15 protein-coding genes and 1 tRNA gene are annotated in these 22076 nt (G+C 55.7%); 10 read left to right on the top strand and 6 right to left on the bottom strand.

All coding sequences use genetic code 11. The annotated features are described in order from the left end of the window. The first annotated feature begins 733 nt into the window (after nucleotides 1-733). The 10 genes from B3C38_RS06000 to B3C38_RS05955 all read left to right on the top strand — a co-directional run bounded on the left by B3C38_RS06000 (nucleotide 734) and on the right by B3C38_RS05955 (nucleotide 10137). Nucleotides 734-2449, top strand: coding sequence for an AIPR family protein (locus B3C38_RS06000; protein WP_286726228.1), 1716 nt, complete (start codon nucleotides 734-736; stop codon nucleotides 2447-2449). A gap of 335 nt (nucleotides 2450-2784) precedes the next feature. After that, nucleotides 2785-2858 (top strand) — tRNA-Arg (locus tag B3C38_RS05995). A gap of 234 nt (nucleotides 2859-3092) precedes the next feature. Beyond that, nucleotides 3093-3857, top strand: a complete 765-nt coding sequence (locus tag B3C38_RS05990) for a SinI family restriction endonuclease (protein WP_286726226.1) — start codon at nucleotides 3093-3095, stop codon at nucleotides 3855-3857. A 193-nt stretch (nucleotides 3858-4050) separates the two neighbouring features. After that, complete coding sequence (gene trxA / locus B3C38_RS05985) at nucleotides 4051-4509, top strand: thioredoxin (protein WP_022331951.1); 459 nt, start codon at nucleotides 4051-4053, stop codon at nucleotides 4507-4509. A gap of 6 nt (nucleotides 4510-4515) precedes the next feature. After that, on the top strand, nucleotides 4516-4719 hold the full coding sequence (locus B3C38_RS05980; RefSeq protein WP_022331950.1) for an ATP-binding protein: 204 nt from the start codon (nucleotides 4516-4518) through the stop codon (nucleotides 4717-4719). Then, complete coding sequence (locus B3C38_RS05975; RefSeq protein ID WP_055202788.1) at nucleotides 4703-5056, top strand: MarR family transcriptional regulator; 354 nt, start codon at nucleotides 4703-4705, stop codon at nucleotides 5054-5056. Before B3C38_RS05980 ends, B3C38_RS05975 begins: the two co-directional genes overlap by 17 nt. Before the next feature lie 229 nt (nucleotides 5057-5285). Next, nucleotides 5286-6887: a thiamine pyrophosphate-dependent enzyme gene (locus tag B3C38_RS05970; protein WP_286726221.1), complete on the top strand. Its 1602-nt coding sequence runs from the start codon at nucleotides 5286-5288 to the stop codon at nucleotides 6885-6887. 55 nt (nucleotides 6888-6942) lie between these two features. Then, nucleotides 6943-7545, top strand: a complete 603-nt coding sequence (locus B3C38_RS05965; RefSeq protein ID WP_286726220.1) for an indolepyruvate oxidoreductase subunit beta — start codon at nucleotides 6943-6945, stop codon at nucleotides 7543-7545. Then, on the top strand, nucleotides 7527-8840 hold the full coding sequence (locus tag B3C38_RS05960; protein ID WP_286726218.1) for a pyridoxal phosphate-dependent aminotransferase: 1314 nt from the start codon (nucleotides 7527-7529) through the stop codon (nucleotides 8838-8840). The genes B3C38_RS05965 and B3C38_RS05960 overlap by 19 nt, the downstream gene beginning before the upstream one ends. A gap of 4 nt (nucleotides 8841-8844) precedes the next feature. Beyond that, nucleotides 8845-10137 (top strand): acetyl-CoA hydrolase/transferase family protein, encoded by a 1293-nt coding sequence (locus B3C38_RS05955; protein WP_022331945.1) that lies wholly within the window; start codon nucleotides 8845-8847, stop codon nucleotides 10135-10137. 201 nt (nucleotides 10138-10338) lie between these two features. Here the strand turns inward: B3C38_RS05955 and B3C38_RS05950 are convergent, their stop codons facing one another. From B3C38_RS05950 to B3C38_RS05925, 6 genes are read right to left on the bottom strand one after another with little or no spacing between them, the layout of a single operon-like run. Then, entirely contained in the window at nucleotides 10339-12510 is a 2172-nt protein-coding gene (locus tag B3C38_RS05950) for a S46 family peptidase (RefSeq protein ID WP_286726216.1), read from the bottom strand. A 59-nt stretch (nucleotides 12511-12569) separates the two neighbouring features. Further along, a complete protein-coding gene (locus tag B3C38_RS05945; protein WP_286726214.1) occupies nucleotides 12570-14522 on the bottom strand; it encodes a 4Fe-4S binding protein in 1953 nt (650 codons plus the stop codon). Nucleotides 14523-14566: 44 nt separating this feature from the next. Then, nucleotides 14567-16171 (bottom strand): fimbrillin family protein, encoded by a 1605-nt coding sequence (locus B3C38_RS05940; RefSeq protein ID WP_286726212.1) that lies wholly within the window; start codon nucleotides 16169-16171, stop codon nucleotides 14567-14569. Nucleotides 16172-16187: 16 nt separating this feature from the next. Beyond that, entirely contained in the window at nucleotides 16188-17687 is a 1500-nt protein-coding gene (locus B3C38_RS05935; protein WP_286726210.1) for a DUF6850 family outer membrane beta-barrel protein, read from the bottom strand. Between the two features lie 3 nt (nucleotides 17688-17690). Next, nucleotides 17691-18926 (bottom strand): DUF4876 domain-containing protein, encoded by a 1236-nt coding sequence (locus B3C38_RS05930; RefSeq protein WP_286726208.1) that lies wholly within the window; start codon nucleotides 18924-18926, stop codon nucleotides 17691-17693. 5 nt (nucleotides 18927-18931) lie between these two features. Beyond that, nucleotides 18932-21763 (bottom strand): TonB-dependent receptor, encoded by a 2832-nt coding sequence (locus tag B3C38_RS05925; protein ID WP_286726206.1) that lies wholly within the window; start codon nucleotides 21761-21763, stop codon nucleotides 18932-18934. Between the last annotated feature and the right edge of the window lie 313 nt (nucleotides 21764-22076).

The following is a 22076-nucleotide window of genomic DNA, read 5'->3' as shown; positions in this document are numbered from 1 at the left end:
AACCGAGAAAAATCTAAAATAAAAAAAGACAAAATATTAGGACAGACTTTGAAAAACGGTCTATAAATTAAACCGTTTGCGTAGGTTTGTCCTTTCTATTCTGAGTGACAGACTTTGTGAAAAGGTTAGTCTATAAGACCCTTTTGCAGAGTTTGTCACTTTCTTATTTTGTTTATTCCGCTAATAATCTTATCTTTATAAAGATAAATAACAATATAAATTTTAGCTAAAATGAACAGATACAAACAACCGAAAACTGAATGAATGACCAAAGCATGAGAGAACAAACAAGCTATATGTAAGTTGGTCGAATGGAGCAAGACAGAGGGAATAGGCTTAATAGTCGTAAAACCTCAAAATGAGATTTGTCCCGAAATGTTTTACTTTGTTTTCTCACCCGAAACAGCGGACATAAATAAACCCGTTGAAATCGCACTTGTAAAAAACAAACAATGAATAATCGGGTGGAAAAGCGACCTTGAAGAGATAAACGATATAATAGGAATAATAATCGCCAACGAGATAAAGATGGAAGGCATGAGCGAAACGGTAAATTTATTCGACTGCCTTGTCAGAGCGAACGCTATATTATTTCATTACACCACGCCCGACGGACGGAACGAGGTGGTGAAATTCCCGTTAGCGGGATTCTGCGAAAACTACTTAAGAATGTTTATAAATTAAAAATTGCATTATTCCGCCTTTCTTGTTAATTTTGAAAAAAATAATTGCTATGAATAGTAACGATAGGGTTATCCTTGATGGGTGCATTGCCCGATTCAAACAAGAAAATGAGTTGGAATTAAATGATTCCGAACTATTTGAACGATTTGCATTATTGCAAATTAACAAACTTTACGACATTTCATATGATAGCATTGTTAATTCTATCGTAGACGGAGGGAATGATGGAGGAATAGATTCTATTATTATTCTTGTAAATAATATAGCTATTGATTCATTTGATGATGTTGACGATATTAGATTCAATAAATCAACAAATGTCAAATTTATTATTACACAATGTAAAAAAGAATCTTCATTCAAAGAAACGGCATTGGATCGTTTAATTACAACAATACCCGCATTACTTAATTTAACGAAAACACAAGACGAATTACTCACAAGATTTAACCCAGAAATTGTTGAACGGACTCAAATTCTTAAAGATATTTGGACTAAAACAGCAACTAATGGAGGACGAATAACAGTTAACATCCTATATGTTTGTGCGGCATCTGAAATACAAATATCATCGTCTTTTATCAGTAAAAAAGAACAATTACTTGAAGTAACAAAGAGTAATTTTTCCATTAATGATGTTTTTTTTCAAAACTATAGTTGCAAAGAACTCATCCAACTATATCAAACAACAAAAAACAATCGGTTGGTTTTAGAATTTAAAGATACACCATTATCAACTAGTTTTGGTGAGGACATAGGTTATGTTGGAGTGGTGAAATTAGGGAATTACAAGTCTTTCTTAACCTCTGAAACGGGTTCAATCCGAGATGATCTATTTGAATCAAATATTAGACATTTTCAAGGAGAAGTTGACGTTAACAAAGGAATAAAAACCACTATAGCGGAAGGTTTAGATAAGGATTTTTGGTGGTTTAATAATGGCATCACTATTATTGCAGAAAATCCTAATCAATTAGGAAAAAAATTAACATTAGAGAATGTTCAGATCGTGAATGGCCTACAAACATCTTATTCAATCTTCAACTCACATAGCGGAGATTTAAGTGATGACCGAGCTGTTCTTGTCAAAGTAATCATTAATACAGACAAAGAAATCATTGATAATATTATTGCATCTACTAATTATCAAAATGTGGTTGCACCAGCTTTACTACGGGCAACAAAAACAGTTCAGCGCGATCTAGAATTATACTTTTTAAACGAAGGATATTATTATGATCGACGTAAAAATTATTATAAAAATCAAGGTAAACCATCAAGCAAAATATATTCAATACAATATACAGCACAGGCAATTCGGGCAATAATATTCAGCGATCCTCATACCGCGAGATCAAAACCCACTGCGTTATTAAGAAATAATACTATTTACGAAGAAATATTTAATTCTCAAAGAAATTTTAAAGGTTATTTAAACTGCTGTTTAATCACGAGTAAAACCAACAATTATATAGTTGGAATAGCAAATCGACAACAAAAAGGCGTCATTGCTAATTTTAAATTGCATGTTGCATGGCTTGCTCCATATTTCAGTTTAACTACAAATTCGATTATATATGATCAAATAGTCAATTTTGATTTATCGCAATACGATAGTAGGATATTCCAAACTATCTTAAATTTTATGTTAAACTCAATTAATCAATATAAAATAGAGCATCCAGAAGCAAATCTTATAAATATGGCCAAATCAAAAGATTTTACTAGCTATTTACAAGAGCAACTCACAACATTAATACCCTGAAAATGTGGAGTTGAATTGCATCGTATCTATAAAGATTAAGGAGAGAGGCCGAAAAAATGCGGCGTTTTCCTTTGACAAGGACAAGTGACAGACTAAAAACGAGGGGCTATATAATTGCCCTTTCGACGTAGTTTGTCACTTTTTCTATTTATCAAACAATCAACTAATTCACTTAATTTATTAACCCAACTTTGGGATAAACGAATTACCCGAAATGTTTAAACCAATGTTTAAACCGCACCGAACAAGAGCACGAAAAAGAGAAAATCATCGACAAAATTCACAGCCGTAACTATCTATCAATCAGCACCGCCCTACATTTGCATTCGCAATTCGGCACCGTAGCTTAATTGAATAGAGCATCTGACTACGGATCAGAAGGTTACAGGTTTGAGTCCTGTCGGTGTCACGAAGAGGGAGCAAAGAAAATTGCTCCCTCTATTGTTTTTTAGCGAGTTACATCGCTGAAACCAAACTCTTTCGGCAATACAGGTGGTTTTTCCGCGCCTCGTTTCAAGCCTGTTTTCCCTCGGTTCTTACCGTTTATGTAAACCAAGGTGCAAACCGATTGGAAAAGAAAACCCGGGGATAACGCCATAAATAAAGTAAAAAATCATTAACTTTATCAGAAAAACATCCCCCAATGAAAGAAACGACTAAATTCGATGATTTTTCAGGCGAAAAAGCGATCTCGCTTGCGAAAACTTTTGCAAAAGACGCCTACACGAAAGAATTAGGAGTCGTCCTGAGTGTGGCCTTTAGCGATATACGCAATCTACCAGCATTGGGGTTTAACCAGGACGAGCCCATCCCCCTCAAAGAATATGTCAAGAAATGGGTTTCACGATACTTTTCAGGATACAATGGCAGGCCGTCGAAACGGCATGGCAAAAAATCCCAAACAAAACCGGATCCCGCCGTAAAATTAATTCTCCGAACCCGAAGAGAAGATATCGACGACAATTTCGCAGACACTCTTGAAAAAGGGCACTCCATCATGATGACAATCGAGGGGATGGTCGGCAATCTGCTCGAAGAATATCTGGCGACAATTTTGCACCCGTATGGCTGGTATTGCTGCTGGGGAAGCACCATAGACGCGGTCGACTTTTGCAAGGAAGACGGCTCTTTACTCCAGGTGAAGACAAGCAACAATTCGGAAAACAGTTCCAGCATCCGCGTGCGGAACGGAACAGAAATAAGAATATGGTTCCGAAGATTCTTCAACAAAGCCAATACGTTCAACTGGGTCGCCCTAAATGAAATAATCGGCAGGGACATATTCAACGAAGAAGATTCTGAACGAAAATTCAGGGATTTCATTACCCGGACGATCCGGGAGAATCCCGGCTGCATCTACATCCCTGAAAAGTGCCATATCGAAGCTGTTCAGATGGAATTGTGGTAACCCCCAAAAACAATCGAACCTTTCGTTCCGGATCGGTTCGATTGTTATTATAACGACTATCGCGCTCCCGGCATTTTAATAATTCATTTCTTATCCGACAATTATTTTCCACAGGAAATTTGTTTTAATGGAAAATATTCTACATCTTTGCATCGTTATTGATACAGAAGAACTATAAAAACGGATAATGACCATGAAAAAACTATTATTGACCACGATGTGCATGCTCGGCCTGGCAGCCTGCGCAAACGGCAGCAACAAGGAAAACAACACTAAAAAAGAGAATACCATGAAAACTATCGCACTGACCAAGGCGGATTTCCTGACCAAAGTCGCAAATTACGAAACGAACCCTACGGAGTGGAAGTACCTCGGCGACAAACCGGCGCTCATCGACTTCTACGCATCGTGGTGCGGCCCCTGCAAGGCACTCGCCCCGGTTCTGGAAGAGCTGGCTGCCGAGTACGGCGACAGCATCTACATCTACAAGGTGAATACCGAAGAGGAGCAGGAGCTCGCCGCCGCGTTCGGCATCCGCTCGATCCCGACGCTGCTTTTCATCCCCACCAGCGGCAAGCCCCAGATCGCACAGGGTGCCCTGCCCAAGGCGTCGCTCAAGGAGGCCATCGACAAGGTACTGCTTAACAAGTAGACAGGCATGGCACTCACCGTCGACAATCTCCGCTGCCCGCAGAACCACCGGTGCCCGCTGCTGACGGTTTGCCCCGTCGGGGCGATCACACAATCGGGATTCGGACTTCCGGTCATCGACCCGGAGAAGTGTATCGAATGCGGCAAATGCGTCGGGCACTGCGGCAAACAGGCCATACACAAACCGGCAGACAATGGAAAAACTGTGTAGGATCCGCGAGTTGCAACGGGCTGTCAACCGGTTCGAAGCGGCACTCGAACGCTCATACGGGATCTGCCTGAACGAAGGCATGGCCTTATGCAGCCTGTCGAAAGCCGGACGTCTCTCCTGCGGGGAGCTGGGCGAAATGCTGGGGCTTACTCCGTCGAACACCTCGAAGGTGCTCCGCTCGGTCGAAGGGAAAGGCTACGTAAACCGGGAGTTGGGCACGAACGATAAGCGGCAGATGTACTTTTCGCTGACCGAAAAGGGCCGCGTGCTTCTGGGAAGCATAAATTGTGAAGAAATCGAAACGCCCGAATTACTGAAAACACTATTCGGGGAATAAATGACGCAAACGGGGCAGCCGGTCTTTCGGGATCGGCTGCTTTTTTATACCCGCTCCTGCCAGTCGTCATTGTATGGAACGAATGGCATATTACAATTTTTCTCAAAAACACTTATTTATATAATATTTTAAATATTAAATGTGGTTTTGTGTGATTTTTCATCATTAAAAGTGGATTTTTAATTAAAAATTCCTTAAATTTGTAAAAACAGCATAACTGCACGACCTCATGGCAAAACGGGAATTATTACTCGGAGACGAAGCCCTCGCACTGGGGGCGCTCCACGCAGGGTTGTCGGGTGTCTATGCCTATCCGGGCACGCCTTCGACCGAAATCACCGAATATATACAAGGACATCCGCTCACCGCCCAGCGGGGCATCCACTGCACATGGTCGGCCAATGAGAAGACGGCGATGGAGGAGGCGCTGGGCATGTCGTTTGCCGGAAAACGCGCCCTGGTGTGCATGAAGCATGTGGGCATGAACGTCGCCGCCGACGCCTTCGTCAACTCGGCGATGACGGGAGCCAACGGCGGGCTGGTCGTCGTGGCGGCCGACGACCCCTCGATGCACTCGTCCCAGAACGAACAGGATTCACGCTTCTACGGCAAGTTCGCCCTTGTCCCGACGTTCGAGCCCTCCACGCAGCAGGAGGCCTACGAGATGGTGCAGGCCGCGTTCGATTTCTCGGAAAAATACCGCATCCCCGTACTGATGCGCCTTACGACCCGCATGGCCCACTCGCGCGCCATGGTCGAACCGCGCGAGGCACGCTCCGAGAACAGCCTCGCCTATCCCGCCCAGACGCGCCAATGGGTGCTGATGCCGGGCAATTCGCGCGTAAGATACGAGGCATTGCTCGCCGACTATGCCCGCTTCGAAGAGGAGGCGGCCGCAAGCCCCTTCAACCGTTACGCCGATGCTGAAGACAAATCGCTGGGCATCATCGCCTGCGGCATCGCCTACAACTACCTCGCGGAGAACTATCCCGACGGATGCCCGCACCCGGTGCTCAAAATATCGCAATACCCGCTGCCGCAGGAACTCGTGCGCCGCATGGCGTCGGAATGCAAGGCGCTGCTCATCATCGAGGAGGGACAACCCGTCGTCGAAGAAGCCCTGCGCGGCATCCTGCCTGCGCCCGTTGAGATCCGCGGCCGCATGTCGGGCGAACTGCCCCGCACCGGGGAACTGACTCCGGACAGCGTACGCACGGCCCTGGGGCTCGCCCCGCACGCGACCCTCGCCGCCAGCGGCATCGTCGTCCCCCGTCCGCCCGCATTGTGCCAGGGTTGCGGCCACCGCGACATGTATACGGCACTGACAGAGGTCGCCGGCGAATATGAAAATGCCAAGGTATTCAGCGACATCGGCTGCTACACGCTGGGGTGGCTCTCGCCGTTCCATGCCATCGACACCTGCGTCGACATGGGCGCCTCGATCACCATGGCCAAAGGCGCAGCCGACGCCGGACAGCACCCCGCCCTGGCCGTCATCGGCGACTCTACCTTCACCCACTCGGGGATGACCGGGCTGCTGGACGCCGTGAACGAGGGGACGAACATCACGGTCGTCATTTCGGACAACCTCACCACCGGCATGACCGGAGGCCAGGATTCGGCCGGCACGGGACGCCTCGAACAGATATGCGCCGGCCTGGGCGTCGACCCCGCCCACATCCGCGTCGTAGTGCCGCTGCCCCGAACCCGCGAAGAGATGAAGGCCATGCTCCGCGAAGAGATCGCTTACGACGGCGTTTCGGTCATCATCCCCCGCCGCGAATGCATACAGACCGCCAAACGGCACAACGCAACCAAACAGAAACAATAGCGACACGCCCGTCGCGGCGACCACCCGGCGGCAAAACCCTAAAAACAGGCAAACCATGAAACGCGACATCATACTCTCGGGCGTAGGGGGACAAGGCATCCTCTCGATCGCCACCGTCATCGGCAGGGCCGCCCTCGACGAAGGGTTGCACATCAAGCAGGCCGAAGTCCACGGCATGAGCCAGCGGGGCGGCGACGTGCAGTCGAACCTGCGCATCTCGTCGGATAAAATCGCCTCCGACCTCATTCCGCGAGGTGCCGCCGACCTGATCATCTCGCTCGAACCGATGGAAGCACTCCGCTACCTGCCGTGGCTTTCGACCGGGGGCTGGGTCATCACCAACACCGCCCCGCTGATCAACATCCCCGACTATCCCGATGCCGATACGCTCGGGCGGGAGATAGCCTCCCTGCCGCACAGCGTGGCGCTCGACGTGGATGCCATCGCCCGCCAGGCCGCATCGCCCCGTGCCGCCAACATCGTGCTGCTGGGCGCCGCAGCACCGTTCCTGGGCATCGCACCCGAAAAACTCGAAGCGGGCATACGCGCCATTTTCGCCCGCAAGGGCGACGCCATCGTCGACACGAACCTCGCGGCATTCCGCGCAGGCTACGCATACGCACAAAAACAGGCCGCACAATGGGAAAACTGCCGATAGACCGCTCCGTGCTCAACTCCGCGCTGGAGCGCATGGACATCGCGGACATCGCCCAGGCGACGATCCGCCAGTCGGGCGACATAGCCCGCATCATGGAAACACAGACGGGGATGGAATTCCTGCACCTCGAAATGGGCGTACCGGGACTTCCGCCCGAAAAGGCGGGAGTCGAAGCAGAATGCCGGGCCCTGCAATCGGGCGTGGCGTCGCAGTACCCCAACATGTTCGGCATCCCCGAACTCAAACAACAGGCCGCGCGTTTCATCCGCGCGTTTCTCGACGTCGGGGTCGCACCGCAGGGCTGCATCCCGACGGTCGGGTCGATGCAGGGCAGTTTTACGGCTTTCCTGCTCTGCTCGCAGCTCACGCCCGGGAAGGATACGATCCTCTTCATCGACCCCGGATTCCCCGTGCAGCGCAACCAGGTGCAGATCCTCGATATCCCCAGCGCGTCGTTCGACATCTATGAATACCGCGCCGAAAAACTGGGCCCGAAGCTGGAAAGCTACCTCGCACAGGGCAACATCGCCGCCATCGTCTATTCGAACCCCAACAACCCGGCGTGGATATGCCTCACCGAGGATGAGCTGCGTACGATCGGCGAGCTGGCTACCCGATACGACGCCATCGTCATCGAAGACCTCGCCTACCTTTGCATGGACTTCCGCAAACCCCTGGGACGCCCCTTCGAAGCGCCCTACCAGGCCACCGTGGCCAGATACACGGACAACTACATCCTGATGATCTCCGGCTCGAAGATATTCAGCTACGCCGGCCAGCGCATCGCCATCGCGGCCATCTCCGACAAACTTTACCCGCGGCACTACCCCGCGCTCAAACAGCGCTACGGCATGGGGCGCCTGGGCGACGCCTATGTCCTGACGTTCCTCTATGCCGCCTCGTCGGGCACGAGCCACTCGGCGCAGCACGCCCTGGCGGCGATGTTCCGCGCTGCGGCCGACGGGCAGCTCGATTTCGTGGGCGAAACCTCGGAATACGCCCGGCGCGCCCGCCTCACCAAGGAGATCTTCCGGCGCCACGGCTTCCGCATCGTCTACGACAAAGACCAGGACGAAACCGTCAGCGACGGATTCTTCTACACCGTCGGCTACGGCGGACTCTCCAGCGCGGAGCTGCTGAGCGAACTGCTCCTTTACGGCATCTGCGCCATATCGCTCACATCGACCGGCAGCCGCCAGCCGGGCATCCGGGTCTGCGTTTCGCAACTGAACTGCCCCGAGCAGTTCGAACTGCTCGAAACACGCCTAACCGCCTTCGGGCAAAACCACCGATAAGCCTATGCGATTCACGACAGCCGCCGAAGCCGTAAAGCTCATCTGCCCGCACAGCAACGTCTACATTCAGGGCAGCACCTCGATCCCCGAAGTACTCGTCCGTGCCATGACCGACCGTGCCGCCGAGCTCACCGATGTCACGCTCTACTCCGGATTCGCCGTCGGGAGGGCAGACGCCCCCTATTGCAGCCCCGAATACAAGGATACGTTCCTGGTCAACAGCCTGTTCGTGGCCAATAACATCCGCCGCTGGCTGGCCCAGGGCTACGGGCAATCGATCCCGGCCTTCCTGGGCGAAATCCCGGGGCTGTTCCGCGACGGGACGCTGCCCGTCGACGTGGCAATCCTCAACCTCTCTCGCCCCAACGAGGAGGGCTACTGCTCGTTCGGCGTATCGGCCGACCTGGCCGTTTCGGCCGTGGAATGCGCCAGGACAGTCATCGCGCAGGTCAACACGGCCATGCCGTTCTCCTACGGCGACGCCATGATCCACCTCTCGCGCGTCGCCGCGGCCGTCGAGGTCGACGACCCGCTGGTCGAAGTGCCCTCGGCGACCCCCACCGACATCGAACGCAGGATCGGCAACCACATCGCCGAACTGATCCCCGACGGGGCGACGTTGCAGATCGGCGTGGGCGGGATCCCCAACGCCGTGCTGGCCGCGCTCACGGGCCACAAACATCTCGGGCTGCATACCGAGGCGATGACCGACGGCGTGCTGCCGCTGCTCGAAAGCGGCGTGATCGACAACTCGCTCAAACGGGTCATGCCGGGTGTAACGGTCGCCTCGCTGGCGCTGGGCTCGCGCCGGCTGTACGATTACATGGACTACCGCAAAGACCTCGTGATGAAGGATGTGGCATGGACGAACGACCCGTTCCGCATCCGCGAGAACCCGCGCGTGATGGCGATCAACTCGGCCGTCGAGGTAGACCTCACGGGGCAGGTTTGCGCCGACTCGGTTGGCGAGCGCATCATTTCGGGCGTAGGCGGGCAGCACGATTTCATGTACGGAGGGGCCCTGTCGGAGGGCGGCAAAACCTTCATCGCCATCCCGTCGACTACCCCCAAGGGCGAATCGAAGATCAAGGCGCTGCTGACGCCCGGCGCAGGCGTCGTGACGACCCGCCACATGGTGCAGCACATCGTGACCGAATACGGCGTTGCGCATCTGCGCGGCCGCAACCTCGCCCAGCGGGCGCGGGCACTGATCGCCGTCGCTCACCCCTCGGTGCGCGAAGAACTGGAAAAAGCCGCCTGCGAACGCTTCGGCTACTCCTTCCTGAGGCTCAAATAGAAGCGCCCCGATCAAACGGGACGCTTATCGGAGGCATCTACCCAGCCCCTATACCAGGCATTGCTGCCGGACAACGGGGATCTGAGATCAAATCCGTGTGCCCGGGCACACTCTCTCCACCCCTCCGCAAACAAGCAGACCTGCCATATGGCAGGTCTGCTTGACACGTCGGGATGCCGCGGTTACCACCGGCACACCGGATTATTTTGCGAACTTCATTTCGTCGAGCAACCACCCGGCGTCGGCATACTTGTCGATCACCCACATCACATAGCGGATATCCACGCACACCGTGCGCGCCAGTTCGGGATGGAACCACACGTCGCCGGCCATCGACTCGCGGTTGCCGTCGAACGCAAGCCCGATAAGATGCCCCTTGCCGTCGAGCACGGGGCTGCCCGAATTGCCTCCCGTAATGTCGTTGTCGGTCAGGAAATTGACATAGAGCGTATCGTTCTCGCCCCAGCGTCCCCAGTCCCGTTTGGCGATCAGCCGCCGCATACGGTCGTCGACGCGGTATTCGTATTCATCGGGGTTGTACTTCTCCATATAACCCGCGATCGTCGAACGCGAATCGTAATGCACGCCGTCCGAAGGGTTCAGGGGTTGCACGCTACCGTAGGTCAGGCGCATGGTCGAGTTGGCGTTGGGATACTGCGCCAGTCCTTCCGAAGCACGGAAATCGTAAAGCACGTCGGCATAGCGGCTCTCGCTTCGCCCGACACGCGCACGGCCGCGCTTCTCGGCCTTGTCCACACCGCCCGTAAAACGTTGTACTGTGACCGATTCGGTAAGCGCAACCATGGGGTCGCGGCGTATTTCGGCAACCGACCGGTTCTTCGAGAAATAGGCGTCGTAACGCGCAGGATCGCTGCAAAACGAGGCGTCGAACGCCGCACGCGCCATGCGGTCGGCATCGCCTCCCGCCTTGTCGTACATCGCCTGCAACTGCGCACCCCACATCTCGCGCGGCACGTTGGCCGTGAAGTTCACCACCATCCGCGCCAACAGGTCGCGGTCGGTCGCGGCATCGTAGTTACGGCGCAGGCGGCCGCTCCCGGCCACGACGCTCCGGGCATCCTTCGAATCCACGATCAGCGAGTCCTGCTTCAGCCGTTCGAGCTTGCCGAGGTACGATGACACGCGGTTGGCCACGAGCAGCGCCTCGCTGGGGCCGAGCCATGCCTCGCGGAAATAATTGAGGTTGCGCTCGGCACCCTGCCGCGCCTTATAACCGCGCGCGAGCTCTTCGAGCAACGTCCCATCCTCGGCCTTGCGGGCCGAATCGGCCTCGATCCAGCGCTGCAGGCGTTCCTCCTCGGCCTCACGGATCGCCACGACATCGAAGCGGCGCAGGCATTTGTTCTCCCACTTGGCGTAGTCGGCGTAGTTGCTCAGGCCGAAATAGGCATCCGAATACTCCATGCGCACCCGCGGATCGCGCTCCATATGGCGTTTGAGAATATCCATCCGGTCATGGCGGTTGGCCACGACGATCGGGTTGCGGACACACTGTTTCTCAGCCACCGCGAACGACGACGCATAGCGGTTCGTACGCCCCGGGAATCCGATCACCATCGCAAAATCGCCGTCATGCACGCCGCCCGTGGCGACCTGCAACACGCGGCGGGGTTTGAGCGGCACATTGTCGGCGGAATAGGCCGCAGGGCGCCCCTCCCGGTCGGCATAAACGCGGTAAAGCGCGAAATCGCCCTTGTGCTGGGGCCAGCCCCAGTTGTCGTAATCGCCGCCGAAGGCACCGATCGACGCAGGCGGCGTACCCACCAGCCGCACATCCTTGTAGATGTCGTAGTAGAACATCAGGTACATTTTGCCGCCCCACATCGAGTAGCACGACACCTCGCACTCCGTTTCCCGGCCGTAGCGCCCTTCCAGTTCGGCATAGAGGCGGCGCGGGGCCATCATGCCCCATTTCCCGGCGGCTTTCATCTCCTCCTTTAGCGCATTGGCCTCGTCGGTCACGTCGACCACCTTGCGCACGAACCACACGGTCTTGCCGGGGACGGGAATCTCCTCATCGCGCGTGCGTGCCCAGAATCCCGTTTCGAGCAGGTTGCACTCGGGCGTCGACAGGGCGCAGATGTCGCTGTAAGCCACATGGTGGTTGGTAATCATCAGCCCCTGGTCGGAGATCATGCTGCCCGTTCCCATGCCGCCGTCGACAGCCACCACGGCATCGGCCAGCGCCGCCGATTTCTCGTTGTAAATCTCCTTATCCTTGATTTTCAGTCCCCGGGCCTTCATCTGCGGATAAATCTCCGCCAGCCGGTGCATCAGCCACATGCCCTCGTCGGCCATCGCAGGCTGCATACAGAGCAGCACAACGGCCAGACAGGCTATCCATCTTCTCATATCTTTCATCCTTATAAAAGGGAGGCACCGTCGCCGACACCCTCCCGGTAAGTTTACGGTTATTCTTCGACGGTCTTGCCCTCGGTCGTGAATCTCAGCCGCGGGTCGGCCTCCTTGAAGGTGCCGTCAGCCATGCGCAGCGTCCATTTTTCGGCCTGGAAAACCTCTTTCCACAGCTTCGCGTCGTCCCACATCGACTTCACATAGTGGATACGCATCACGGGTTTCATATCCCGCAGGACGAAATCCACGGACACGATGCCGTCCGTACACGAAAGGAAGCTCTTGAAATAGGGGAACGCATTGCGGATCGGCATCTTCTCGATACCGGGGAATACCATCTCGTAGACCGCCTTGGGGAACTGCTCGTCATTCCCCCATTTCTCCTGGTTGGCAACGAACCTGCCCGCGAGCTTCTCCACATCGCGGAACATGATCTGCGCAAACTCCTCGCGCGAAACCTGTCCGGCGACCGCATAGCTTTTAAGCACCGTATGCATCGGGATCACCTTCTCGCCCTCCTTGGCCGGGATGACCAGTTCCTTGGCGTCGATCGCCTCCCCGAACATCTTTTCGGTAATACCGGCGGCCGGATCGACGTAGACCGTCACATCCACCGGACAGGCGAATTCCGACGTGAAGCCGTAGACTCCCTCGATCTTCTGGAGCACCATGCCGAAATAGATCATGTCCATCCGGTCGTGAAGCCCTTCGACGCCGAGCTTCACCACGTCGAGCACCGGCACCTGCTCGCCTGGCATGGCATATTTGCGCTGCGTCGGGGCAAAGATCGCAGCCTGTATCTTCAGCGTATCGGTGGCAGCCGGGTCGTAAAGCACCTCGACGCCATGGCGGCGTACGAAGGTCTTGACGCCGTATACGCCCTGCACGGCCTGCATCTTGGCCGAAAAAGCCTTCGACGAACCGAAGCACTTGATCGTCTGCAAGCCCTCCATCTCGAACGTCTGCAGGTTCTCGACCTTCTCGTAGTCGCCCCATTTTTCGTCGATCGTCGGCAGTTCCATGGTGGAACCCAGCCATATGGCCAGGAAGAAGAGCACCACGGCCAGCAACCCGGGCACCCAGCGCAGCGAACGACGGCCGTTGACCTGCAAGGCATCCTTGGCACACGCACCGATGCAGTTGCCGCACAACGTACAGTCGACATGCTTCACCTTCACATAGTCATGGATCGGAAGCTGGTAAGGACATTTCTTTTCGCACAGTCCGCAATTATTGCAGGTGTTCAAATCCCGCCTGATGTACATCAGGGGGAAGGTGCAGCTGCGCATCTTGGCGATCTCGACGATATAGGCGGCAAGACATGCGCCGCCGATCGTCCAGACCCACGCGTTCGCAACGCCCAGCGCACCGAGTGCCCAGCCGCCGAGGGCGGCGGTCACGAACAGCAGCGTGAATTTGAAAATGTTGCTGACAGCTCCCAGCGGGCAGATGTACTTGCACCAGAACATCTTTACCACGAAACCGCCCAAGAGCAGCAGCGTAAGGCTCGTGAGCGACATCCAAAGCACGATTTCGCCCTTGAAACCCGTAGCCACGGCATAGAACGGGTCGAGTTTCTTGCAGAACAGCTCGCTCGACGAGAGCGTGAAATAGAGGATCGTGAAGAGCAGCACGTACTTCACCACGCGCAGCAGCTTGTCGACGACGCTGCCCGAAGGGACATCGACCTGCAGGTGCAGTTTCTTTCCGGCGCGGCCCATCCACTCGCCGACGGTGCCCAGCGGACAGAGGTACCCGCAGAAAAGTTTGCTGAAGAGAATCACTCCCACGGCGAGCACGAGGCCCATCATGATCTGGAGCATCGACATCGAACAGGCCAGCGAATTGTTCACCAGATAGGTACCGAAGGCCTGCAACCCGCCGAAAGGACAATATGCCTCGACATCGACGGGTTTGTCGCTGAATTTGGCCCAAAGCACCGTGCCGACAATGGCAGCCAGTACGCCCCATTGCAGCAGGTGTTTCAGATAATTAGGTTTACGTTTCATTTATTGTTGTTTGTGTTGTGTGTGTTTGTGTGCGGGGGTGAGGATCACTCCTTGTTCTTGATACAGCGAACCGGGGCAGCGCCATAACCACCCTGGTAAGCGATTGTCATGCGATTGTAACTCTTGTTGTAAGTTATCATACCGGCATAATACTGGATGTTCTTGATGCCGCTTTCCGGATCGTCGGCCGTATTGTATGTAACCTTGTAACCCGTCGAGCTGGGGAAATATCCCATGCCGAACGCCGAAGCGTCGGCAGCCGAGACCGTGGCCATATAGGCCGGGGTCGCCGTGGCGCTCGCCGCATTGATATAGCCGCAGCCCGCAATATTGAAACCGTCCTTGTTGAGCGCGGCAATCGAACCGCCGCTCTGCGTCTTGTCGAAATAGGGCGACGTCGGGTCGGACAGGCTGCCGCTGCCGACACCCGCCAGCTTGAGCCACTCGTCCCTCGTCGGGATATGCCACCCGTCGGGGCAGATGCCCTGCGCACCCTCGTATTGGTCGAAATTGGTGCCCGTCATCTCGCCGGTCATTCCCAGCATCACGGGATAGCTGTACAGCAGGCCCGCGGTCTCAGTCAACGACGGGTCGGCGGCTTTCGAGAGGTTGCAGGGGTACCACACCCCGTTGCCGTCCTTCGGATCGCTCGATATGGTTTTGCCTTCGGGAACATAGCGCAGGTTCTCGGCCATCCACGTGCGGCCGTCCTTGAGCGTGACGATCTTGTACTTCACGCCGCCCCACTCGACGGTCGGGGTCTCCACTTCGCCGTCGCCGTCCGGCAGCAGGTCATCTCCGTCGACCCAGCCCGCGATCGGGCCGCTGAATTTCACCTGAATGTCAGCCGGCTGCACGTTGCAGTCCATGCGGCGGTTCTCACCCGACTTGAGGTCGGTCGTGCCGAGCGTCTGCGTACGCATCTTACCATCGGCCGTGGTGACCGTAACCTTGAGCTGCACACCGTTCTGCGGCACCAGCAGCGCGTAGTAAACTTTCTCGGCAGTGGCCGTATTGGCGGTCACGTCGGATGCCTCGGCACCCGCCTTGGCCGTAAAATCGCCCGTGGCAGGATCGAGCACCCCGGTGCCGACAGCACCCTTGATGACGATGTCCCGGATGTCGAAACCCGATTCGTTCGTCACGCTGATGACGATCCGCGACATTTTGTGCTTGAAGGTCATCTGCGTGGACGACAGCGTGGGCTTGACCCCCGTCTTCACGGCCACGATCAGGTCGGAAGCCGTGTAGTTCGCACCGCTCTGATCCGCCTTTACCGAAAACTCCGCAGGCGCCGCGGCACCGGCCTGGTAGGGATAATAGGCGAAGAGTGTCGAGGTGGCGTTGACATCTTCGTACCAGAGGAAACCCTCGGTCTTGAAATCCGTACCGTCGAACGACATCTCTTTGTTCGCCACGAACGCCGAACCGTCCGCCGTCATCGTGATCGTGAGGCCGACCTTGTCGTTCAGCTCGAAATCGGTGTCCGTCGCCCGCGTGCCGGACGACATGCTTGCCGGCGTCAGCGCAGGATTGGCGATCGTCGGGGTGATGCGCACCTGCTTGTCGCCCGTCCCGGGGCTTTCCTCCTTCGAGCAGGCGGTGAAAACCATCGCCGCGACTGCCGTCAATGTCAAAATCCTTTTCATAATCCTATCCTTTAAATTAAAAATTATATCCTACACTCAGCGTCGCCGCGACCCGGTTGGGCTGCGCGACGTATTCCAGACCGAAGCCGTGTTCGTAACGCGCGAATACGTCGATATAGAACCGTTTGATATTGCGCCGCAGCCCGAGCGCCGCCCCCAGCCGTTTGGCCGTGAGGTATTCGTTTTCGTAATCGTAATAAGCGGTCAGCTGCCCGGGATATTCACCCGGCTGCACGCCGGGGGTCTCGAACTGCTTTTCGCGCTCCGTGAAACCGCCCAGGCGATAATCCGCCGCAAGGGTCAGCTCCCAGAGGCCGAACGTGCGAATCAGCGAGGCATATATCTTCGTAAAGTGGAGCTTCTGCCCCTTGACATAGGGGTACATCAGCGTCGATTCGCGGTTGAGCTGCGAATAACCGACCCCGGCACGCAAATCCGTATGCGGTGCCACGAACTCGTATTCGCCTCCCAGGTCAAGTCCCTTGCGCCCGAAAATTGGCGTCGAACCGTGTATAGTGATGATCTGCACGCCGTTGATGGTCTCGGTGGTGATGATGTTCTCGTCGGTGCCGAGCGTCTGCCAGTCGAGGTTCACACGCACGAAATGCCTGCGCAGTGCCGTCCCCAGCGACAGGGCGGCATTGGCCGTCACCTGGTGCGTTTCGAACAGGTGCCAGATAATCCGGCTCTCGCCCGTCTCGCCCTGCCTGTTGCGGTAGGCGACGTCGGCATAGAACGGCCCGTATTGCAGTTGGACACCCGCCCCCTGCGTATTCTCCCGGACGGGGAATCCCGAAACGCCGTTGGTCGAGAGGTGTATGTCGGTGCTCCCCCACTTCTCCAGCGACCCGTAGAGCAGTCCCCTGTCGAAGAATGCCTCGTACAGGTCGGCACCGGGGCCCACGCCTTCCGCGTCGACCTTCTCGCTGTTCGTACCCACGATATAGACCGCCCCAACGGCAAAGCGTCCCGCATGGTACATCACGCCGGGCGAAAATTCGAAATCCAGCCGTGTATTCTTGTGGCGCAGGTCTTTGCGCTTGGCATAGTTGCGGGCTTCGAACTCCACGCGCAGGCCACCCGTCCACCGGTTGCCCAGCACGGCCGATACGCCGCCCGTGAACGTGTAATCCTCGCGCACCTTGCGCCCCGGCGTAAATTCGAGGATGTCCACCGGGTAATACCCCGGCTCGGTAAACATCGAGCCGCACATGTTGCGGCCGTCGAAATAGTCGTAGCCGAAACCGCCCGAGAACGAGACCTTCTTCAGGTGGCGCACCGATTCGGTTTTCGCCCCGGCATTCCAACTGTCGTCCGACGCGGAATGGCCCGCAAGCCCGCCGTTCTCCTTGGTGAAATAGATCTCGGCATAAGAACGGCTCAGGGAGTCCTGCCGGATACCCGCAGCGTTCAGGCCGCCGTTCCAGGGATTGCGGCGGAAGATATGGTCGAAACGCTCCTGTGCCGCGGCAGCAGAGACGGCAACCAGCATCAGTATCGTTAAAATCCGTCTCATAGGCTAATCACGCAAAGATTGTGTCTCACGCTCATAAAAATCGTTCGACGAGTTATTGGTATCCACGTACCTTTCGAAGCCGGCAGCAGCCGTGGCCTCTTCATCCAGCTTCCGGTGCAGGGTATGCCCCTGCGCCTTGGCCGAGAAACCGATATACCCGGCATCCACATCGGTGTGCAGGCGTTTGTTCTTGGTCGCCTCGGTCATGTTGCATACCTCGACGCCGTCCACGATCCAGTCGTTGTCCCACGGTATCTTCGAATAGGTGATGCTGCCGTTCTGAACCGTCGACTGAAGGTCGTCGGCCAGGTAGGCATCCATATCGAACCCCTCGGGCGCCCGGAAGAGGATCATGGCGGGCGAATTCTGCGAAATCACATAGACAACGGCCGAATTCGTCCCGGTCTTTTTCAGCACCTTCATGTAATGCGCCTGGTCGATCTGGTCGCCCGGAACAGGCGTGGGATGGAGCTTGTTGCCGGGATAGTGCACCATATCGTAGAGCACGAAACAACCCTTGCGGTTGAGGTTCACCGACTGGGAATAGGTCTGCGTATGATCGACGCCGTAGTAGGCCACCACGGCATCCGCGCCGGGTTCCAGCGGGAAATCCGTCCCCGATCCCGGGAACATCCAGATACAATCGGGGATGGCGGCATAATCGCGGAAAACGATGTTGCCCGAAGGGTCGGTGCTCGTCCACGGATTGTTGGCGTTCGAGTTGTAGGGGGCGACCATCGCCAGGCACAGCCCGTCGAGGTAATAGGTTTCGAAACTGTTGTTGTGCAGGACGATATATTTGTCGTCGGCATAAGTCCCCGTCGCCGGCGGATCCTGCATGCAGCCGCCCGAGTAGATCTCCTTGATGAGGATCGTACCCGGCTTGGAAAATTTCAGCGCCACGTCGACGTCCTTGTCCCCGCCGACAAGGTCGACCTGCTCGATCGTACCGTTGAAAACCGCCGAATCGTCGGGCAGGTCGAGCACCGAGAGCCGGTAATGCCCGGCAGCGACGCGGAACCCGGCGTGGCCCTGCGCATCGGTCAGGGCGGTATAGACATTGCCCGTATTGCGGTCGGAGAGTTTCACCGCGACGCCTTCGCGCAGATAGCCGGCGTATCCCTCGGGATACACGGCCGTCACACGGAGTTCGCGCAGCGCACCGTCGTAAGGGTTCCTGTCGAACGACGTGCAACCGGCCACCAGCAGACAGGACAATATGCAAAATATCTTTCTCATCGTTTTCAGAATTTAAGGCGTACCGTAAGTCCGTAATAGAAATCGGGTGTGAAGACCGCCTTGACACCCGTGGCGTACGACGCGACGAAGGGCCGCGAATTGGTGAAGTTGTTGGCGTAGAACGAGACGGAGACATGGTCGCCGATCTCCTTCGTGATGCTCAGGTTGGCCGAAAAATAGGGGTCGTAACCGTCGCCGTTGAAAGAGTAGGCATTGCCCGAACGCAACAGCAGGGAGGAGAAGGCCGGGTCGTTCTTCTCGGCATCGGTAAAGGGATGACGATTGCCATCGAGGTCGATGTAGGCCACAGGCCAGATCGCCGTATAGCTGTCGCCGTCGTAGATGCTCCCGCCGGTGGGGTTACGGTCTTCGTCGACGTTGAAGGCATACTCGCGTCCCTTGTACTCCGAGAGGTTCTGCGAGCGCTTCACGAGCGTGGCTTCGAGCCGCAGCGAGATGACCATGCGGATCGAAGGCACGTGCGTCGTGGCCGTGAGGTTCATATCCAGCGCGTGCAGCTTCCGGCCGTTGTAGGTGACGTTTGAGCTGCCCCCGTTATCGAGATAAACCCCCACATAGGGGTAGAACTCGCCGCCGGTCGAGATCGAGGGATAGTAGCATGCCTCACCCTCGTTGACGTATTTGGTATAGCCGTAAGCCCCGTCAAGCCGCAGCTGCGTGCGGATGGGGTTGATCTGCGGGAACTCCACGACGAACTCCAGCCCCATGCGATCCACGGGCGAACCGTTGTTCTGGTAGGTATTCTTGACGAACGTCCGCTTGGTGGAAGTGGTCTGCATGGCGATCCAGCCGGCCGAAGGGTTGTCCTTGTCGCGGACGAAGATTTCGCCTGTCTGGCTGTCGACGCGGAATGCCGGGTTCGCCGGCATCGTGTAGGCCGTCCCGTCGGGCAGCGTGGACGGCACGCCCATCATGTTATAGGAGAACGGCTCGAAGGAGGCGCTCAGCTTGTAGGGATATTTCGTGCGATTGAAATAGCCGACCAGCGAGACCGAGGTGCCCCCGATACGCAGGTCGACGCCGACCTCTGAATTGCGGTTGCGCTGCCACTTCAGGTTGTCGTTGTAGAGTATCTGGTAAGGCTGCGTGTGATAAACATAGGCGCTCTGCCCCGAGCCATAGGTGGTTGCGAACACGGGCGTATCGCGGTATTCGGGCAGCGGATAAAGCACGTTGAACGACGGCAGCTTCTCGGTGATGCCCCAGCCTCCGCGGACAGTCAGATGGTCGTTGATGCGGAATTTCAGATTGAAGCGTGGCGAGAGGCTCGACGTATTCTCGTATTGCGTATTCTTGATAAAGGTCTTTTCGGCACGCAGGCCCGCCATCAGTTGCAGCGTGGTCGCCCCCAGCGGCACAGTCAGCGTCTCCTCCACGTAGGCCGCGAGGTTATGCATATAGGGGATGTCCGTATACGGACGGGGGCGGTAACCGTTAGGCGCGAGGGAGGGAGTCGCATAGTACTCCCCGTCCCCGACATTACCGTTGGCCCGCCACGAAGCGCCGACCTTGGCATTGCTGTGCACGTCGCCCCAGCTGCGCACCCACGTGGCCTTGAGGTTGGCCGCATAGTCGAGCTGCTTGGAATCGACGTATTTGGTCGAATAATAGACCGGAGGGAGCATCTCGGCGATGTAATACCCTTCCTGTTCGGCATGGACGGCCGGAAGGGAGGTCGAATTGAGGTTATAGGTGCGCTTGCGTGCAAGGTTGTCGGTATAGTTGAGCGACGCGTCGAAGTCCAGGCTCGTGATCCACGACCTGTTCAGCAGCCATTTGAGCGAGGTGTTGGCACGCAGCACATTGTCACGCACCTTCTCCCACTCGCCTTTCTGGGCATCGGGGTCGTCCTCGGTATTCATACCGCCGATATTGGCCGTTACGCCGAAATTGAAACGCAGAACCTTGGCGAAGGTATTCTGGTAGTTGAGCGCCAGCCCCGTGCGGGAATAGGAGGTGTAGGGCGACGTGGGGTTCTTCGTGGCCCGCGTATACTCGACGTTGCTGTTCAGCACCCCGTGGTTCCGCCCCAGGTCGAAGCCCTTCGAGGCGGCGATCTGTTTGGTGCGCGGATTGGTGGAGAGCGTCACCGTATAGGGCGTCTTGCCCTTGCGGGTCGAGATTTTCACCACACCCGACGAAATGTCGCCGTATTCGGCCGAAGGTACTCCGGTCACCACCTCGACCGACTCGATGTTGGTCGCCGACAGGTTGCGTGTGCTGGCACCCGTCGGGTCGCCCAGCGAAGCATTGGTGGAAAGGCGTACGCCGTCGACCTCGACGGCCGTACCGAACGCCGCATTGCCGGCCGTGCTCCCGCCGCTGCGCAGCGAAAAGACATTGTCCTTCATCAGGTCGGGATTAACCGTTTTGCCACCCGGCAGCAGTGCCGAGATGTCCGACGCATTGACCATTTGCAGGTGGTCGATGGCATTGCCGCCGATCGTACGCGACGTAGCCATGGCGTTGGGCGCCTCCTTGGCCGTCACCACGACGCTCTCCAGTTTCAGGTTATCCTCGGGGGCATAAAGCCTGACCGGCCCCATCCCCGTACGCACGTCGACCTCGGCTTCGGTGGTAACGAACCCCAGGCAGGAAACGACAAAACGCGTTTCCCCGGCCGGGACTCCCTTCACCGTGAAGTTTCCGTCGGCATCGGCCACGGCCCACAATCCGGACTGCGGCAATTCGACGACTGCTTGTCCGATCGGCTTGCCGGTATCCTTTACAAGCACCCGTCCCGTAACGTCGAGACGCTGCGCCGACACGACAGCCGGGACAATCGTGCATAAAAACAGTAGTAAAAGTTTCCTCATATGCTTGACCTAACGCAACAAATATAACGAAAAAGCATTACCCATAAACCGTTTATGTTATTTTTTTAACATATAACGTAATTTTTGCCTGCAAAAATAGCGATTCGGGCCTCAGGCGGCAATCGCCATTTATGGGGATTTTCACCGGCCACCCTACCGGGATATGCGCATAAAACGGGGTTTTCCCACCTTTATATTATATAGGTCGGAAAGATTAATATATGATTTTTAGTACTCTGTATTGCATAGTATGTATTTTTTGCTTACATTTGCCGATATTATAACCACATTTATTGGTGTTTGGTAATTTTTT

Origin of the sequence: Alistipes sp. UBA1686 (assembly GCF_002320215.1) — a bacterium.
GTDB lineage: Bacteria > Bacteroidota > Bacteroidia > Bacteroidales > Rikenellaceae > Alistipes > Alistipes onderdonkii.
This window is presented reverse-complemented; position numbering and strand designations above follow the sequence as displayed.

Excerpts from the sequence above, each read along its gene's own strand:
- B3C38_RS05980 (WP_022331950.1), top strand. The coding sequence starts at position 4,516 with ATGGCACTCACCGTCGACAATCTCCGCTGCCCGCAGAACCACCGGTGC.
- B3C38_RS05945 (WP_286726214.1), bottom strand. The coding sequence starts at position 14,522 with ATGAAACGTAAACCTAATTATCTGAAACACCTGCTGCAATGGGGCGTA.
- B3C38_RS05925 (WP_286726206.1), bottom strand. The coding sequence starts at position 21,763 with ATGAGGAAACTTTTACTACTGTTTTTATGCACGATTGTCCCGGCTGTC.
- B3C38_RS05935 (WP_286726210.1), bottom strand. The coding sequence starts at position 17,687 with ATGAGACGGATTTTAACGATACTGATGCTGGTTGCCGTCTCTGCTGCC.
- trxA (WP_022331951.1), top strand. The coding sequence starts at position 4,051 with ATGAAAAAACTATTATTGACCACGATGTGCATGCTCGGCCTGGCAGCC.
- B3C38_RS05970 (WP_286726221.1), top strand. The coding sequence starts at position 5,286 with ATGGCAAAACGGGAATTATTACTCGGAGACGAAGCCCTCGCACTGGGG.
- B3C38_RS05965 (WP_286726220.1), top strand. The coding sequence starts at position 6,943 with ATGAAACGCGACATCATACTCTCGGGCGTAGGGGGACAAGGCATCCTC.
- B3C38_RS05940 (WP_286726212.1), bottom strand. The coding sequence starts at position 16,171 with ATGAAAAGGATTTTGACATTGACGGCAGTCGCGGCGATGGTTTTCACC.
- B3C38_RS05955 (WP_022331945.1), top strand. The coding sequence starts at position 8,845 with ATGCGATTCACGACAGCCGCCGAAGCCGTAAAGCTCATCTGCCCGCAC.
- B3C38_RS05930 (WP_286726208.1), bottom strand. The coding sequence starts at position 18,926 with ATGAGAAAGATATTTTGCATATTGTCCTGTCTGCTGGTGGCCGGTTGC.
- B3C38_RS05960 (WP_286726218.1), top strand. The coding sequence starts at position 7,527 with ATGGGAAAACTGCCGATAGACCGCTCCGTGCTCAACTCCGCGCTGGAG.
- B3C38_RS05990 (WP_286726226.1), top strand. The coding sequence starts at position 3,093 with ATGAAAGAAACGACTAAATTCGATGATTTTTCAGGCGAAAAAGCGATC.
- B3C38_RS06000 (WP_286726228.1), top strand. The coding sequence starts at position 734 with ATGAATAGTAACGATAGGGTTATCCTTGATGGGTGCATTGCCCGATTC.
- B3C38_RS05950 (WP_286726216.1), bottom strand. The coding sequence starts at position 12,510 with ATGAGAAGATGGATAGCCTGTCTGGCCGTTGTGCTGCTCTGTATGCAG.
- B3C38_RS05975 (WP_055202788.1), top strand. The coding sequence starts at position 4,703 with ATGGAAAAACTGTGTAGGATCCGCGAGTTGCAACGGGCTGTCAACCGG.